General features: G+C 70.5%; 17 protein-coding genes and 1 pseudogene. 10 read left to right on the top strand and 8 right to left on the bottom strand.

From position 1 onward, the window contains the following. The first annotated feature begins 70 nt into the window (after window positions 1-70). Window positions 71-706, top strand: a complete 636-nt coding sequence (locus OG507_RS05695; protein ID WP_327366028.1) for a LysE family translocator — start codon at window positions 71-73, stop codon at window positions 704-706. Window positions 707-775: 69 nt separating this feature from the next. Here the strand turns inward: OG507_RS05695 and OG507_RS05690 are convergent, their stop codons facing one another. From OG507_RS05690 to OG507_RS05680, 3 genes are all read right to left on the bottom strand, one after another. Continuing rightward, on the bottom strand, window positions 776-1,249 hold the full coding sequence (locus OG507_RS05690) for a C40 family peptidase (RefSeq protein WP_327366027.1): 474 nt from the start codon (window positions 1,247-1,249) through the stop codon (window positions 776-778). 537 nt (window positions 1,250-1,786) lie between these two features. After that, window positions 1,787-2,095 (bottom strand): hypothetical protein, encoded by a 309-nt coding sequence (locus OG507_RS05685; protein WP_327366026.1) that lies wholly within the window; start codon window positions 2,093-2,095, stop codon window positions 1,787-1,789. A gap of 7 nt (window positions 2,096-2,102) precedes the next feature. After that, a complete protein-coding gene (locus OG507_RS05680; RefSeq protein ID WP_327371875.1) occupies window positions 2,103-2,738 on the bottom strand; it encodes an ATP-dependent Clp protease proteolytic subunit in 636 nt (211 codons plus the stop codon). 92 nt (window positions 2,739-2,830) lie between these two features. Here OG507_RS05680 and OG507_RS05675 point away from each other — a divergent pair, with 92 nt between their 5' ends. Then, the gene (locus OG507_RS05675) at window positions 2,831-3,115 is read left to right on the top strand and encodes a type II toxin-antitoxin system Phd/YefM family antitoxin (protein WP_327366025.1); all 285 of its coding nucleotides are present in this window, start codon (window positions 2,831-2,833) and stop codon (window positions 3,113-3,115) included. A 110-nt stretch (window positions 3,116-3,225) separates the two neighbouring features. Here OG507_RS05675 and OG507_RS05670 read toward each other — a convergent pair whose 3' ends face one another. Beyond that, the gene (locus OG507_RS05670; RefSeq protein WP_327366024.1) at window positions 3,226-4,215 is read right to left on the bottom strand and encodes an ABC transporter permease; all 990 of its coding nucleotides are present in this window, start codon (window positions 4,213-4,215) and stop codon (window positions 3,226-3,228) included. Between the two features lie 105 nt (window positions 4,216-4,320). Between OG507_RS05670 and OG507_RS05665 the strand changes: the two genes are divergently transcribed. The 8 genes from OG507_RS05665 to OG507_RS05630 all read left to right on the top strand — a co-directional run bounded on the left by OG507_RS05665 (window position 4,321) and on the right by OG507_RS05630 (window position 11,308). After that, window positions 4,321-4,941, top strand: coding sequence for a TetR/AcrR family transcriptional regulator (locus tag OG507_RS05665; protein ID WP_327366023.1), 621 nt, complete (start codon window positions 4,321-4,323; stop codon window positions 4,939-4,941). 138 nt (window positions 4,942-5,079) lie between these two features. Continuing rightward, window positions 5,080-5,382: an urease subunit gamma gene (locus OG507_RS05660; RefSeq protein ID WP_327366022.1), complete on the top strand. Its 303-nt coding sequence runs from the start codon at window positions 5,080-5,082 to the stop codon at window positions 5,380-5,382. Window positions 5,383-5,397: 15 nt separating this feature from the next. Beyond that, on the top strand, window positions 5,398-5,709 hold the full coding sequence (locus OG507_RS05655) for an urease subunit beta (RefSeq protein WP_327366021.1): 312 nt from the start codon (window positions 5,398-5,400) through the stop codon (window positions 5,707-5,709). Beyond that, a complete protein-coding gene (locus OG507_RS05650; RefSeq protein ID WP_327366020.1) occupies window positions 5,702-7,423 on the top strand; it encodes an urease subunit alpha in 1,722 nt (573 codons plus the stop codon). The genes OG507_RS05655 and OG507_RS05650 overlap by 8 nt, the downstream gene beginning before the upstream one ends. A 13-nt stretch (window positions 7,424-7,436) precedes the next feature. Further along, entirely contained in the window at window positions 7,437-8,099 is a 663-nt protein-coding gene (locus tag OG507_RS05645; protein WP_327366019.1) for an urease accessory protein UreF, read from the top strand. A gap of 27 nt (window positions 8,100-8,126) precedes the next feature. Next, a complete protein-coding gene (ureG, locus tag OG507_RS05640; RefSeq protein ID WP_327366018.1) occupies window positions 8,127-8,804 on the top strand; it encodes an urease accessory protein UreG in 678 nt (225 codons plus the stop codon). Continuing rightward, window positions 8,801-9,574 carry an urease accessory protein UreD gene (locus OG507_RS05635; RefSeq protein WP_327366017.1) on the top strand — a complete coding sequence of 258 codons (774 nt, stop codon included), beginning with the start codon at window positions 8,801-8,803 and terminating at the stop codon, window positions 9,572-9,574. Before ureG ends, OG507_RS05635 begins: the two co-directional genes overlap by 4 nt. A 159-nt stretch (window positions 9,575-9,733) precedes the next feature. Beyond that, a complete protein-coding gene (locus OG507_RS05630) occupies window positions 9,734-11,308 on the top strand; it encodes an alpha/beta hydrolase (RefSeq protein WP_327366016.1) in 1,575 nt (524 codons plus the stop codon). Window positions 11,309-11,383: 75 nt separating this feature from the next. Here the strand turns inward: OG507_RS05630 and OG507_RS05625 are convergent, their stop codons facing one another. The 4 genes and pseudogenes from OG507_RS05625 to OG507_RS05610 form a co-directional block, all read right to left on the bottom strand. Continuing rightward, window positions 11,384-12,433 carry an NAD-dependent epimerase/dehydratase family protein gene (locus OG507_RS05625; RefSeq protein ID WP_327366015.1) on the bottom strand — a complete coding sequence of 350 codons (1,050 nt, stop codon included), beginning with the start codon at window positions 12,431-12,433 and terminating at the stop codon, window positions 11,384-11,386. A gap of 64 nt (window positions 12,434-12,497) precedes the next feature. Further along, window positions 12,498-13,217, bottom strand: coding sequence for a lysophospholipid acyltransferase family protein (locus OG507_RS05620; protein ID WP_327366014.1), 720 nt, complete (start codon window positions 13,215-13,217; stop codon window positions 12,498-12,500). A gap of 176 nt (window positions 13,218-13,393) precedes the next feature. Continuing rightward, a pseudogene (locus tag OG507_RS05615) lies at window positions 13,394-13,663 on the bottom strand (hypothetical protein); the annotation flags it as partial. A 505-nt stretch (window positions 13,664-14,168) separates the two neighbouring features. After that, window positions 14,169-16,283, bottom strand: a complete 2,115-nt coding sequence (locus tag OG507_RS05610) for a glycoside hydrolase family 6 protein (RefSeq protein WP_327366012.1) — start codon at window positions 16,281-16,283, stop codon at window positions 14,169-14,171. Window positions 16,284-16,308 lie beyond the last annotated feature (25 nt).

Raw genomic sequence — 16,308 nt, 5'->3', positions numbered from 1 at the left:
AGCGTTCCTTTTGGCAGACCCAGAAGATTGCAAGTACACGCTAAAGGCTCCGCCGGGTCAGGGTGGACCCATGGACGCACAACTGATCGCCTTCACCGGGGTCGCCGCGGGAATGGTCGCGCTGCCGGGCGCGGACTTCACCGTCGTCGTACGCAACGCACTCGCCTCCCGGTCGGCGGGCGTGGCGACCGCGCTGGGTGTTGCCGGGGGACTGCTCGTGCACACCGCGCTGGCCGTTGCCGGGCTCGCCGCGGTGCTGGTGACGATGCCCGTGCTGTTCCGTACCGTCCAGCTGCTCGGCGGGGCCTACGTCCTCTGCCTCGGAATCAGCGCCCTGTGCGCGGCACGGCGCCGCGCCACGCGCGAGGCGGGTGAGGCCGTGGACGGACCGGCGGGGCAGGGGACCGTACGCGCGCTGCGCCAGGGCTTCCTGACCAACGCCCTGAATCCGAAGGCGCCGGTGCTCTTCCTGAGCCTCTTGCCGCAGTTCGTTCCCGACGGGCAGCCGCCGCTCCCGAGGACGCTGCTACTCGCGGCGATCGTCGTGCTGCTGGCGCTGATCTGGTTCCCCGCCGTGGCGCTCCTGGTGGACCGGCTGGGCCGGTGGCTGCGCCGGCCGCGTACCGCCCGCGCCATCGAGGGCGGCAGCGGCGCGGCGCTCACCGCGCTGGGGCTGGTGCTGGTGTCCGGGCCCCTGCTGCACTGAGCAACGACTGCCGCGCTGATCAACGAGTGCTGCACTGCGCGACAAGCGGATCAGCGGCCCGGACGGATGTCAGCGGACCCGCCCGTAGTAGACCCTCTTCGTCCAGATCTTCTCCAGCCGGACCACCGAACCGGTGCGCGGCGAGTGCCAGATCCTGCCCTTACCGGCGTAGATCCCGACGTGGTAGATGGCGCGGCCGTAATGGAAGAAGACCAGGTCGCCGCGTTGCCTGCGCGAGGCCGGGATATGGCGGGTCTTGTTGTACTGCTGCTGGGCCGTGCGGGGGAGCTTCTTGCCGGCTTTCTTGAACGAGTAGGCCGTGAGCCCCGAGCAGTCGAAGCGGCTGGGCCCGGTGGCCCCCCACCTGTACGGCGCCCCCTTCTTCGACGCGGCGATGTGGAGCGCCTTCATCGAGAGCGTCGCCGCCTGGGCCTGGCTCGTCGCGCCCGGGGCGAGCATGGTGCCGCCGACAGCGGCCAGTGTGAGAACCGAGGCCGTGCCGGCCCGGGCGAGCAGAGACGGGACATGAACCTGCGCAGTCATGCGCAACCCTTCGTCAGCCGCCTGTGAAGGATGACCTGTCGGGTTCGGGCTGGCGAAGTTGCCCGGCCGCGCACGGCGGCTTCACCCCGAGGGCCGGCCGATGTTCCGGCCGGCCCGTTGTGCTCGGGTCCTCCATTCCTGCCGATCCACTTCTGTCGACCAGTCATCCGGACAGCGGCAGGACTCGGCGTCCGCCCGGACCGCCCCGCCGCGGTGGCGGGGGCTTGTCGTCCCAGGGATCTTGACTCACCGGCTGCCGGAAATCCGAGAAGAATCGGCGATATATGCGACTCCTCACGAATGACCCGTTCGGGTGGAGATGGCGATTCCGGCCACTGCGGCGGTCGCGCGGTCCGGTCCCGTACCAGGGGTGGAATGACAGATTCGGCTCACCGCCCTCACAAAAAGCGCAAGTTGGAATATCTCTCACAAAGAGGATTTCCTACGCCGAACGAGCTAGGAATTTCGATGCGTGTGCCGGGCGTGTCGTGCGGGGGAGTTGACCGGAACCGGCCGGGGCCGGATGCGATGCGGTGATCATCTGGCCTGGGCGGGGGGTACGGTGACGCGGCCGGCCCGGCGTTCCCCGTCCAGTACGCGCAGCGCCCGCGCCAGGGTGGCGGAGTGGATCCGCGATTCGCCGCGCTCGTGCATCAATGCCAGGGCGTCCCGCAGCGCCCCTGCCCGCGAGGCCAGCGCCTGTGCGGCGCGCAGCGCACCGTAGGTGTCGCTGCCGCGGGCCGGGTTGATCCGGCCCAGCTGGTCGAGGACTTCGAGGTAGCAGTCGATGAACTCCCCCTCGGCGCGCGTCAGCGCGGGCAGCGGCGGCAACTCCGGTGGTCGCATCGGGCGTTCACCTCGTCCCGTGCGGCGGGAGCGACGACTTCCGGTTCTCCATGACGTGGTCCACCAGGCCGTACGCCTTGGCGCCCGCCGCGTCGAGAATGAGATCGCGCTCGATGTCGGAGGAGATCTGCTCGTCGCCGCGGCCGGTGTGACGAGCCAATAGTGTGGTCAGCATCTTGCGGAGCCGCTCCAATTCCTGTGCCTCGATCTGCAGATCGGACGGCTGGCCCTGCACCGGCTCGGAGAGCTCGGGCTGCCGCACCACGACCCTGGCTCCGGGCAGTGCGTGCCGTCGGCCGGGGGCGCCCGCTGCGAGCAGCGCGGATGCGCAGGAACCGGCCTGGCCGAGGCAGTAGGTCTCCACCTCGCAGTTGAGGTACTGCATCGTGTCGTAGATCGCGGACATGGCACTGAACGAGCCGCCGGGGGAGTTGATGTAGAGGGAGATGGGCCGGTCCGGGGCGTCGTGTTCCAGATGCATGAACTGGGCGATCAGATCGGTCGCCGCGGTGTCGTCGACGGGGGTGCCGAGGAAGACGATCCGTTCCGAGAGCAGCTTCGAGTACGGGTCGAGGGTGCGGGTGCCGTTGGTCGTGCGTTCGGTGAACTCGGGCAGTACGTAACGGGCGGTGGGGCGGAACAGCATGGCGAAGCCTCTCCTCCGGGTCTGTACGGGGCCCTGTGCAAGCTTCTGTGAAAAATGTACAGGACGTACAGAAGGTTATGATGGGGAGCATGGCCTACGAGATTCCGGTGACGCAAGCCCGAGCTGAGCTCGCCGAACTGATCAACCGTGTCGTCTACGGCGGCGAGCGAGTGGTCGTGACGCGGCACGGCAAGCCGCTCGTGGCGCTCGTTTCGGCCGCTGACCTGGAGCGACTCGAAAAGGACGAGGCGGCTGCCGAGGAGCAGGTGATCAGCTCGGTCTCCTCGATCGGCTCCTCGGTGTCCGCTCCCGGTGAACGGCGGCGTTTCGGCATCGCGGCCGAGCACAGGGGGCACCGCGATCCGGGCAGCTGAGCGCATGGCGAGCCGGGCGGCCGGGTGCCGCGCTGATGGTCCGTGACGTCGAAATGCCGTGCACCCCCGGCGCCTGCTGCGACGGGGGTGCACGGCGTGCTCGAACGGGGTCAGCCCGCCAGGGCCGGCTCCGGGGTGCGGAGCGCGGGTGTGGCCGGGGGTCGTGTCCGGCGCCGTTTGCCGATGAGCACCGCCGTCAGCCCGAGTGCTGCCCACAGCACGAGCGTGAGCAGCGCGCCACCCGCGCCGCTGCCGTCGAAGAAGGCCACAGACCGCAGCGGTGAGCCGCCCGCACCTGGCGGCAGCAGCTGTCCGATCGTTCCGATCGGCCGGGGCAGCAGTTCGGGCGCGCTGCTGACGCCGGAGAACGGATTTCCGAGCAGCACCATCAGCAGGGCGCCGATGCCTGTGCCGGGCGGACCGATCAGCGCGGCGAGCCCCGCCACCGTGCCGCCGATGGCCAGCGCGGTGAGTCCGAACGTTCCGGCCTCGGCCCACCAGTCGCCGGTGATCACTCCGAGCCAGTTGTCGGTGAGCGCCGCCGCACCGATCCCGGCCGACGCGGCCGCGCCGATCAGCGCCAGCGCGGCCCGGCCCGCGCGCAGCCGCAGCATCGTGACCGCCGAGCCCGACAGGACGCCCGCGATCGCCAGTGGGAGGAAGCTCGCGCCGAGCGCGCTGCCGCGCGGGTCCCCGGCAGGCGTCGCCACCACATCCGTGACCTGTACCTGAGCGCCCTCGGGGGCCCGGGCCGTGACGGCCTCGCGCAGCAGCTGGGCCACCACCGGGCTCGCCGCGGACGCGGTCAGCAGTCGCGGTCCCTGGGGTGTGGCCACGGCCGCGCCGTATACGGACCGGTTCTCGATCGCGCGGCGGGCGTCGGCCTCGGAGGCGTAGCGGTGGACATCGAAAGCGCCCTCGCGCTGCTCGAACTGCTGCTGGAGCCGCTCGGCGGCCGGCGCGGAACCGGCCACCCCGACGGGCAGATCGTGCGGCGCGATCCGGGCCGCGGGCCAGGCGAAGGCCCACAGGGCGAGCATCACCACCACGGGGATCAGCAGGATGACCGCCACCGTGCGGCGGTTTTGGGCAGCGGGCACGAGAGGCCTCGATTCAAAGAGAAGGATCGTTCGTTTTATTTGGTGGTCACTGTCGACCCGGTGTCGGAACTTGTCAAGAAGGAATGTTCGTTTTAGGTTTCGGGTATGGCCCGCGTATCCCAGGAACACCTCGACGCCCGCCGCCGTCAGATCATCGAGGGCGCGGCGCGCTGCTTCGCGCGCGACGGCTTTCACGGCACGTCGATGCAGGACGTGCTCAAGGAGGTCGGCCTGTCGGCCGGGGCCGTCTACCGCTATTTCAGCGGGAAGGAGGACCTGATCGCGGCCATCGCGGGGGAGGCGGTCGGTGGCGTCAGGCAGGCCTTCGAGGAGGCGGCGCGTGTCACGCCGCTGCCTGCTCCCGATGTGCTGATCGGCCGGGTGGCCCGCTCGCTGTTCGACGGCGCGGGGCGTGAAATGGGCCGGCAGGCCTACGCCGGTCTCATCGTCCAGGTGTGGTCCGAGACCCTGCGCAGCGAGCGGCTCGCCGCCACGCTCGCGGAGGCCTTCGGAGGTCTGCGGGCGGCGTGGACGGAGCTGGTCGAGGTGTACCGCGACATGGGTCTGCTCACCCCCGAAGTCTCCGCCGATCATGTGGCCCGCACACTGATCGCCACGGCGCAGGGATTCATCGCCCAGCTGGCGATGTTCGGTGACGCCGAGCCCGAAGCGCTGGAGAGCGGCCTGCGTGGCCTGATGTCCATGGATCTGCAAAAGATCAGTTAACGCGCCGGAAAAACTTCGGCTCTAACGTGCAATACCTCTCCGCGAGAGACCGGTCCGGCGTTCAACAGTCTGTTGAGCGCGACTGGTGTCTCGCTGCGCCCAGGGCCGGTACTGGGCACAGGACTGTGAGGTGGAAGCATGCAACTGACCCCACATGAGCAAGAACGCCTGCTCATCCATGTTGCTGCCGATGTGGCCGAGAAGCGTCGGGCACGCGGACTGCGGCTCAACCACCCCGAGGCGGTCGCGCTGATCACCACGCATCTGCTGGAGGGCGCCCGCGACGGTCGTACGGTCTCCGAACTGATGGCGTCAGGCCGCAAGGTGCTCACCCGTGAGGACGTCATGGACGGGGTGCCCGAGATGATCCATGACGTCCAGGTCGAGGCCACCTTCCCGGACGGCACCAAACTCGTGACCGTCCACGAGCCGATCGTCTGACGGAAGGCGCCACCGATGATTCCCGGAGAGATCCTGTACGCGGACGGGCCCGTGCCCTTCAACGAGGGCCGCCCCGTCACCCGCCTCACCGTTCTCAACGCCGCCGACCGGCCCGTCCAGATCGGCTCGCACTACCACTTCGCCGAGGCCAACCCGGGCCTGGACTTCGACCGTGCGGCGGCCCGCGGACTGCGGCTGAACATCCCCGCAGGGACCGCCGTGCGCTTCGAACCCGGCGTACCCGTCGACATCGAGCTCGTCCCCCTCGCCGGACGGCGCGTCGTCCCCGGCCTGCGCGGCGAGACCGGAGGTGCTCTCGATGGCTGAACTCGACCGAGCCGTCCACGCCGACCTGTTCGGCCCCACGACCGGCGACCGCATCCGGCTCGCCGACACCGATCTGCTCGTCGAGATCGAGGAGGACCGCTCGGGCGGCCCCGGACTCGCGGGCGACGAAGCGGTGTTCGGCGGCGGCAAGGTGATCCGCGAGTCGATGGGCCAGGCCCGCACCACCCGCGCCGAGGGCGCCCCGGACACCGTCATCACCGGCGCCGTGATCATCGACCACTGGGGCGTCGTCAAGGCGGACATCGGCATCCGCGACGGCCGGATCACCGGGATCGGCAAGGCCGGCAACCCCGACACCATGGACGGCGTCCACCCCGACCTGGTCATCGGCCCCGAGACCGAAGTCATCGCGGGCAACGGCAAGTTCCTCACCGCGGGCGCCATCGACGCCCATGTCCACTTCATCTCGCCGACCCTGGTCGACCAGGCGCTCTCCTCCGGGATCACCACCCTGGTCGGCGGCGGCACCGGACCGGCCGAGGGCACCAAGGCCACCACCATCACGCCCGGCCCGTGGCACCTTGCCCGGATGTTCGAGGCGCTGGAGGCGTACCCCGTCAACATCGGTCTGCTCGGCAAGGGCAACACCATGTCGCGCGAGGCCATGCACTCCCAGCTGCGCGCCGGTGCACTCGGATTCAAGATCCATGAGGACTGGGGCGCCACCCCCGCCGTCATCGACGCCTGTCTCGGCGTGTGCGAGGAGACGGGCGCCCAGCTCGCCATCCACACCGACACGCTCAACGAGGCCGGATTCGTCGCCGACACCCTGGCGGCCATCGCCGGACGCTCCATCCACGCGTACCACACCGAGGGTGCGGGCGGCGGGCACGCGCCGGACATCATCGGCGTCGTCTCGCAGCCGTACGTCCTGCCCAGCTCCACCAACCCGACCCGGCCGCACACCGTCAACACCATCGAGGAACACCTCGACATGCTGATGGTCTGTCACCACCTCAACCCCGCCGTGCCGGAGGATCTCGCCTTCGCCGAATCAAGGATCCGGCCCTCCACCATCGCGGCCGAGGACATCCTCCACGACCTCGGAGCCATCTCGATCATCTCGTCCGACTCCCAGGCGATGGGCCGCATCAGCGAGGTCATCATGCGCACCTGGCAGACCGCCCATGTGATGAAGCGACGCCGCGGCGCACTGCCCGGCGACGGACGGGCAGACAACCAACGGGTCCGTCGCTATGTCGCCAAATACACCATCAACCCGGCGGTCGCCCAGGGCCTCGACCGGGAGATCGGCTCCGTCGAGACCGGCAAGCTCGCCGATCTGGTCCTGTGGGAACCGGCGTTCTTCGGTGTCAAGCCGCAGACCGTCATCAAGGGCGGCCAGATCGCGTACGCGCAGATGGGCGACGCCAACGCGTCCATCCCCACCCCGCAGCCGGTGCTGCCGCGCCCGATGTTCGGCGCGGTCGGCCGTTCCCCCGCGGCCAACTCCCTCAACTTCGTGGCGAGCGCGGCCATCGATGACGGGCTGCCCGAGCGCCTCGGGCTCGGCAAGCGGTTCGTGCCCATCACCAGCACGCGCGGCGTCACCAAGGCCGACATGCGGGAGAACGACGCGACTCCGCAGGTCCACGTCGACCCCGACAGCTTCGCCGTGACGATCGACGGAGAACCGGTCGAACCCGCACCGGCCGCCGAACTGCCCATGGCCCAGCGCTACTTCCTCTTCTGATGCGGACCATGCGATGAGCCGCGCAGCACTTCTCGTCCTCGCCGACGGCCGGTTCCCCGCCGGTGGTCACGCCCACTCCGGCGGCGCCGAACCGGCCGTGAAGGAGGGACGCATCCGCGACGCGGCGGACCTCGCCGAATTCTGCCGGGGCCGCCTGCACACCACCGGGCTCACGGCCGCCGCACTCGCCGCGGCGGCCGCCCACGGCCACGACCCGCTCGCGCTCGACGAGGCCGCCGACGCCCGTACCCCGTCACCCGCGCTGCGCACCGTCGCGCGCAAGCTCGGCCGGCAGCTGATGCGGGCGGCCCGCGCCACCTGGCCCAGCCCCGAACTGGCCGCGCTCGCCCTGGCCCGGCCGCGCGGCGCACACCAGCCCGTCGTGCTCGGCCTCACCGCACGCGCGGCGGGACTCGGACCCGAGGACGCCGCGCACTGCGTCGCCTACGAAACCGTCAGCGGACCGGCCACCGCCGTCGTCCGCCTGCTCTCCCTCGACCCCTTCGAGGCCACCGCCGTCCTCGCCCGGCTCGCACCCGAACTCGACCGGATCGCCGCACAGGCCGCCGCCGCGGCGCACGGAACCATCGACGCGCTGCCCGCCGCCTCCGCCCCGCTCCTCGACATCACCGCCGAGGCACACGCCGCCTGGCCGGTCCGCCTGTTCGCCTCGTAGCACCGCAAGAACCAGGAGCCGCACCCCATGCACCTCGACCACACCCCGCACGGCCCCGCCGCCGTGAGCGCCGACGCCGCCCGTCCCGACGGCACCCGCCGCGCCCTGCGCATAGGGCTCGGCGGACCGGTGGGCTCCGGCAAGACCGCGACCGTCGCCGCCCTGTGCCGGGCCCTGCGCGACCAGTTCTCCATCGCCGTGGTCACCAACGACATCTACACCCGCGAGGACGCCGCCTTCCTGCTGCGCCATGCCGTCCTGCCGCCCGAGCGCATCCAGGCCGTGGAGACCGGCGCCTGCCCGCACACCGCGATCCGCGACGACATCTCCGCCAATCTCGAAGCCGTCGAGGACCTGGAGGACACCGTCGGGCCGCTCGATCTGATCCTGGTCGAATCCGGCGGCGACAACCTCACCGCCACCTTCTCCAAGGGCCTGGTCGACGCCCAGATCTTCGTCATCGACGTGGCGGGCGGCGACGACATCCCGCGCAAGGGCGGCCCCGGCGTCACCACCTCCGACCTGCTCGTCATCAACAAGACCGACCTCGCCCCGTACGTCGGCTCCGACCTCGGCCGGATGGCCCGCGACGCCGCACAGCAGCGCGGACCGCTCCCAGTGGCCTTCACCTCACTCACCTCCGAGGAAGGCGTGGGGCCCGTCGCCGAGTGGGTGCGGGCCCGGCTCGCCGACTGGACCGCATGAGCGTCCAGGCCACCGCCCGGATCACCGCGGTCCTCGACAGCAGGGGCGTCACCTCGCTCCCCGTGCTGCAGAGCGACGGACCGCTCGCCCTGCGCCGGACCCGGGCCGCGAACGGCCGGTACGCCCGGGTCACCGTCATCGGCGCCATGAGCGCGCCGCTCGGCGGGGACCGGCTCGCCATCGAGGCACAGGTCGAGGAAGGCGCCCGGCTCACGGTCGACTCGGCGGCGGCCACCGTCGCCCTGCCGGGAGCGGGAACAGCGACCGGCCCCGCCACGTACGACATCGGGCTGAACGTGGGGGAGCGGGCCGAACTGCGCTGGCTGCCTCAGCAGCTCGTCTCCGCGCGCGGCAGCGCCCTGCGCATGTCCACACGCGTCCAACTCGCCCCCACCGCACGGCTGATGCTGCGCGAGGAGCAGATCCTCGGCCGCCACGGCGAGAGCACCGGCACTCTCATCAGCCGCCTCACCGTGCACCGCGCCGGCCGTCCGCTGCTCGACCAGCAGATGGCGTACGGGCCGGGAGCACCCGGCGGCTGGGACGGCGCGGCCGTCCTGGGCGGCCACCGGGCCGTCGGCCAACTCCTCGTCGTGGACCCGTCGTTCGACGACAAGCGCCTTGAGACGCGGCTGCTGGGACCGACCGCCGTCCTCGTACCGCTCGCCGGCCCGGCCGTGCTGGTCACCGCGATCGCCCCCGACGCGCGGCTGCTGCGCACGGTCCTCGACGACGCGCTGAACGACGTACTCGACACCCCGGCAGGATGAACACCGCTCAGCGGGACATGGGTGTCCGGTTATCGATTCGGTAAAGAAGTGTGTGTGCGGCCTGTTCTCAGGAACCCCACAGACGACAGGATCCACGGGAGGTCCCGATGTGAACTGCGCTGCTACCTGCGGCGCTTCAGACAATGGGGGAGGATCCACTTGAGACGCACAGCAGTGCTCGGCTCGGCCGGCACTCTGATCGCGGGCACGCTCATAGCGGGCGCGATAGCCGCACCGACGGCCACGGCCGACGGCCGCCACAGCGGTTCGCAGGCGCGCGGCGTCCAGATCGCCGCCGCACGGGCGGCCCACACCGGCATCGACTGGAAGGACTGCCCGGCCGACTGGGCCCTGGCCACTCCGATCCAGTGCGGCTGGGTGTCCGTACCGCTCGACTACGCCAAGCCCTACGGCAAGCAGATCAAGCTCGCCGTCGACCGGCACGTCAGCACCGGCACGAAGGACGAACGGCAGGGCGCGCTCCTGTACAACCCCGGCGGCCCCGGCGGCTCCGGGCTGCGGTTCCCCACCCGGATCACCAACAAGAACCCGCTGTGGACGAAGACCGCGAAGGCGTACGACTTCGTCGGCTTCGACCCCCGCGGCGTCGGCCACTCGGCGCCGATCTCCTGCGTCGACCCGCAGGAGTTCGTGAAGGCCCCGAAGGCCGACCCCGTACCCGACTCCGAGGCGGACAAGCGCGCCCAGCGCAAGCTCGCCGCCGAGTACGCGGACGGCTGCGCCGAACGCAGCGGCGACATGCTGCCGCACATGACCACGCCGAACACCGCACGCGACCTGGATGTCATCCGCGCCGCCCTCGGTGAGAAGAAGCTCAACTTCCTGGGCGTCTCCTACGGCACCTATCTGGGCGCGGTCTACGGCACGCTCTTCCCGACCCACGTCCGTCGCATGGTCGTCGACAGCGTCGTCAACCCGGCGAAGGACAACATCTGGTACCAGGCCAATCTCAACCAGGACATCGCCTTCCAGGGACGCTGGGACGACTGGAAGGCATGGGTCGCCGCGAACGACTCCGCCTTCCACATCGGCAACACTCCCGCGAAGGTCGAGCAGGAGTGGCTGAAGCTGCGCGCCTCGGCCAAGAAGAGCCCGATCGGCGGCGTCGTCGGACCCGCCGAGCTCATCGGCTTCTTCCAGAACGCGCCGTACTACGACTCCACCTGGGCGCTCGTCGCCCAGACCTGGAGCGACTACCGGGCGGGCGACACCCAGGCGCTGGTCGACGCCGCGGGACCCGACATGTCGGACCTCGCGGGGAACGCCTCCTCGGAGAACGGCAACGCCGTGTACACGGCGGTCGAGTGCGCGGACGCCAAGTGGCCCACCAGCTGGCAGCGGTGGGACCGCGACAACACCCGGCTGCACAAGGACTACCCGTTCATGACGTGGTCCAACGCCTGGATGAACCTGCCCTGTGCGACCTGGGGGGCCGAGCAGCAGACCCCGCTGAACGTGAAGACCGGCAAGGGCCTGCCGCCGGTGCTGATCGTGCAGTCCACGCGTGACGCCGCCACTCCGTACGAGGGCGCCGTCGAACTGCACAAGCGCTTCAAGGGCTCGCGCCTCATCACCGAGCGGGACGCCGGATCGCACGGCGTCACAGGCCTGGCCAACCCCTGCATCAACGAGCGGGTGGACACCTATCTGCTCACCGGCAGGACCGACCGCAGCGACGTGACGTGCGCCCCGCACGCCACACCCAAGCCGTAACGGTCACGCCCCACCCGGACGGGCGGCAGGTGGTCTCGGACCACCGGCCGCCCGTCCGGGTGCACGGGCTCCGCCTCAGGCCCCGCGGTCGTACCCCGCCAGCCAGACGTCCTCCGCCGCGTAGTCGAAGAGCTCCTCCCCGTACGCCCGCAGCACGGTGGGAAAGGCCTCCGTCCAGTCCCTGCCCTCCAGTTGCGCGGCGATCCACTCGACCGTCCCGGGAAGCGACTGCGCATAGCCCGTCACCGCCCGGTACCCGAGCTCCCGCTCGGCGGCCGCCATGTCGTACACGACGGGATGGGCGATACTCCAGGGCGTCGAGCCGACGCCGTCCTTGCCGGGCGCGCCCGGCATCAGCACGGTCTCGGTCCTGCGGCCGAGCACCGCGTCGACGGCCTCGCCGATCTCCGCGACCGTCGGCGCCTGCGGATCCCCGGCATTGAGCACCCGCGAACCGGGCCGCGCGGCGGCGAGCCGGATCAGCTCGGCCAGATTGGAGACATGGACCGGGTGGAAGCGGGACGCCCCGCCGAACGAGAGCACCCGCCGCTCCCGGCCGTCCAGGAGCCGCTTCACGAAGTACAGCTCGCGGGGGGAGCGGCAGTGCGGCCCGTGGATCGCCCCCGCCCGCAACAGCGTCACCGGCAGCGCGTCGCCCGCCGCCAGCAGAGCCTGCTCCAGCTGTACCTTCCGCGTCCCGTACGTGGCATCGCCGGCCTGCACGGTGCGCTGTGTCTCCGGGATCGGCACCGGGTAGCGCGGCGCCCCGTCGGGCTCGTTCTGCGTGTCGAAGCCACGCCCCCGGTCGTCCTCGTACACCGCACCGCTGGAGATGACCACCGCCGAACCGATCCGGTCCGCGAGGCCGGTCAGCTGCCGGGCGTGATCCGCTCCGTACGCGACCATGTCGACCAGTACGTCACAGCCGTCGCCCAGCGCCGCGGCGAGCGCGCCGTCCTTCTCCCGGTCGAGGGCCGTCGTGCGCACCGCGCCGTCCCACCGCGCGTCCCGGCCGCCACCGCGCGAAGCGGCCGTCACCTCCCAGCCGTCCTCGGCGAGCGCCCGCACGGCCGCCCGCCCGATCTGTCCGGTCGCTCCCAGAACCCATGCGTTTCCTCTGCTCATGAGAGGCACGCTAGGGCGCGGCCGCGGCCGGGACCAGCGGAGTTCACCGAGCGCGGATTCGCCGTCAGCGTCGCAACTTCGGGAACTTCTTCGCCGGACCGGCCTGCTCCGCCTGCGCGGCCTTCACCTTGACCGCGTACTCGTCGACGTACTCCTGGCCCGAGAGGCCGAGGATCGCGTACATGATCTCGTCGGTGACCGCCCGGATCGCCGCCTTCTGGTTCTCCATACCGGCGTAGCGGGAGAAGTCCAGCGGTTCGCCGAAGCGGATGGTGACCCGTTTGATGCGCGGGACGACCTGTCCGGGCGGCTGGATCTCGAACGTACCGACCATCGCGCACGGCACCACCGGAACCTGCGCGGTGATCGCCATCACGGCCACGCCGACCTTGCCCTTGTAGAGCCGGCCGTCGTGCGAACGGGTGCCTTCCGGGTAGATTCCCAGCAGCTCGCCCCTGGCCAGCACCCCGAGCCCCTCACGGATCGCCGCCTGTCCCGCGTCCTTGCCGGACCGGTCCACCGGAATCTGCCCGATGCTGTGGAAGAAGGCGGCGGTCAGCCGCCCCTTCACTCCCGGTCCGGTGAAGTACTCCGCCTTGGCCAGGAACGTGATGCGCCGTTTGAGGATCGCGGGCATCAGGAAATGGTCTGAGAACGAGAGATGGTTACCGGCGACGATCGCCGCGCCGTCCTCCGGGATGTGTTCCAGGCCCTCGATTCTGGGGCGGAAGAACAGCCGGAGAAGCGGACCGAGAATGACGTATTTCAGGACGTAGTAGAACACGGGGCGGCTCCTAGCTCTACCGGATCGGCTCCAGGGCTGCATTCAGCGAGGTCAGCGCACATCTCAGCGGGGGACAGCCTATGTGCAGCCGTCGGCCTGTGTAACCGTTGGGCGGGTCAATGCCGACCCTGTGTTCACCCGGACCGATCATCCGGGTCGTCCAAGGGACATTGACGTCACATCAAGTGATCACCGGTGAGCGGGGCGTTTGCCGCGGGTGCGTCGGGGCGTGGGTCCGGCAGCCGGAACCGCAGCCGGCAGATCACCGTGTCCGTCTCGTGCCGCACGGCGTGTGCGACGACCGCGCCCCGCTGGTTCTGGAGCAGCCGCTGCCACATATGGGCGGGCTCGACCTCGGGGATGAGCACAGTGATCCGCACGCCCGGGTCCATGGCCGCCGCCTCGCGTATGTACGCGGCGACCGGGCGGCCGCCGCCTCGGTGCTCACCGGCGCGGACCGCGGGAGACCGACCGCGATCAGCACCAGCACACCGGGACAGAACCACAGCCGGTCGTCGTACAGCCCGGGGAAGGCCGAGGTCAGCGCGGCCACCCCGGCGGTGACGGCGACCGCGACGTTGAGGACGTAGTCCAGGACCAGGACGATCGCCTCGGCCCGTACGCCACCGAGGCCGTCGCGTCCAGCGAGAGTGCGGCGAGGCGGGCCCCGGTATCGGGGGGTTCCTCGGCACTCGGTGCCTTGGCGGGGGCTGAGGTCGCAGTGGACATGTGCTTCGCGGTCCTTTGATCGGGTCCGCTCAGGGCGTTCCCGCTTGCGGCCGTCAACGGCCGCCAATGGCGCTTTCTTGGCCCGAGACGGTGCTCTCTTTGCGTTTTCTTGACACCGACCGCCCCCTGCCGGGAGAGCGGCAGGGGGCGGATCGTGCCGGGCGTGTCCCTCGCCCGGCCCGGCCCCGTCGCCGCCCGTGCGGACGGCGACGGGAATCCCGGTCAGGGCGCGGTGCCCCAGGAGAGGGTGCCGCCCGCGTAGGCGGCGACCTTCGAAGCGTCGGCGTAGGCCGTGTTGGTTCCGCGGCTGTAGTCGTCGGCCTCGTTGAAGCTGGACCAGTCGGTCTTGTTCAGCCGGAGCTGGATCTCCCCGGTGGAGGCCCCGGCGGCCAGGCTGCCGCTGGCGAAGCCGACCTCCAGGTAGTGGCTGGCCCCGGCGGCCGGACCGCCCGAGGAGACCACGCCGTGGGTCACATCGCCGCAGCCGACGACCGCGTAGTCGCACGCGGCGTTGAAGGTGCTCGCACCTGCCTCGGGAGTGAACCAGTACCGCACCTTCACCGTGGACAGATCCACCGCGCCCGACCCGGTGTTGACCAGTTGCAGCCCCATCCGGATCTGGTTGTCGGTGGCCGACGAATCGGTGTTCTTGTACTGGACCTTGAGGGTGCCGCTCCCGGTGCCGCCGCCCTGGTCGGTCGTGGCGGAGACGGCCGCGGAGACCGCAGAGGCGTTACCGGCCGCATCCCGCGCCCTGACCGTGTAGCTGTACGCGGTCGAGGCGGTCAGGCCCGTGTCCGTGTAGGAGGCCGACGCGGTGGAACCCACCTGAACTCCCGCGCGGTACACGTCGTACGCGGTCACAGCGGTGTCGTCGGTCGAGGCCGTCCAGGACAGCGAGACGCTGCCACTGGTCTTCCCCGTGACCCGCAGACCCGTGGGCACGCTCGGTGCCTGGGTGTCGTCACCACCGCCACTGCCGTCCAGCGGCGGGTAGGCGTTGCGCACCAGCTCCTGGAACTGCGCGGAGAACCAGTGGCCGGCGAGCGGGGAGTTCGCCAGTGCGCCGGTCAGGTTGTTGCCGTTGCGGCCGTTACCGGTGTACGTGGGGTCGCACATCCGGTCGAAGCCCTTGCCCTCGTCGTTGTCGATGGGCTGGCTGTTGCCGTCCGACTCGCCCGGAGGCTTCGCCCAGACGTAGGCGTCGATACCGGGCTCGGGAGCGCTGGTGGGCCGCTCACCGATGCCCGCACCGCTCTGGTTGCACCAGTTGCCCGCGTGGATGCGCCGGTCGACGCGGCCTCCGTTGACGTAGTCGTCCACGCTGGTCAGCGGGCCCGCGGCGGTGGGCCGGGCGGAGCCGCCCCAGCCGTTGCGGGCCGTGTCGATCAGCATGCCGATGTTCGAGGCGAAGCCCTGGTTGACCAGCTCCGTGCGCAGCGCCTGCGCGAAGGACAGCTCGTCGGCGTAGAAGTTCCAGTCGATCCACTTGGACTGGCGCACCGTGGTGCCGTTCACGGAGTCGGTGACCTTGAAGTTCGGCTCCTTCAGCGCCGAGTAGTTGGCGGTGTTCACGATGAAGCCCTGGACATCGGCGACCGTGGCGCCCTCCGTCGTCGCGGCCTTCTTGAACTCCTGGGCCGCCGGTGCGAAGTTGGTGTCCCAGCCCAACCAGCCGTGGTGGGCGGCATCGATGTAGTTGTAGACGTTGGGAATCGCACCGAGGGTGTGCAGCGCGTAGCCGACGCCCTTCTCGTAGTTGCCGTTCGCCTTCATCGCCGCGCACGCGTCGGTGGACCCGGCGCTGCCGCCCGCATTGGTGACCAGGTTGGGCAGCGAGTCCGGCTCGATGATGGTGACGATGCGCAGATTCGCGTAGGCCGGGTCGGCGAGGACGTCGGCGATGGGGTCGATGTACTCGTTCTTGTACCGGTCGAGCTCGGTGGGGCCGAGCTCACCGTTGGACGCCAGCGCGGCACAGTCCCGTCCCGGCAGGTCGTAGATGACCACCTGGAAGAGGTTCGCGCCCTGGTCCAGGGCCGTGTCGAGGTGCTCGCGCAGGCTCATCGCGTCGCCCGCGCCCTCGATGGCCGCGATGCGGTCCATCCACACGAAGGAGGGCTCGTCGGCGATCACGCTGCCGCCCGGTTCGGCCGCGGCCTTGGCGGACCAGTCCGGGTTCACATACGCGGTGGCGCCCGCGTAGGGGTTGTCGACCCGGGCTGCGGCCGACGCCGGCGAGGGTATGGCCACCGCCAGCGCCGCGCCCATCGCCAGGGCGGAGAGTGCGGCCAGCTTTCGGCGTATCCCGTGCAGGGTGCTGCCTCTGGTTCTCATTGCGGCTCCGTGCTCCTCTCGTACG

It is taken from the genome of Streptomyces sp. NBC_01217 (genome assembly GCF_035994185.1).
In the GTDB taxonomy this organism is placed as follows: Bacteria; Actinomycetota; Actinomycetes; order Streptomycetales; family Streptomycetaceae; genus Streptomyces.
This window is presented reverse-complemented; position numbering and strand designations above follow the sequence as displayed.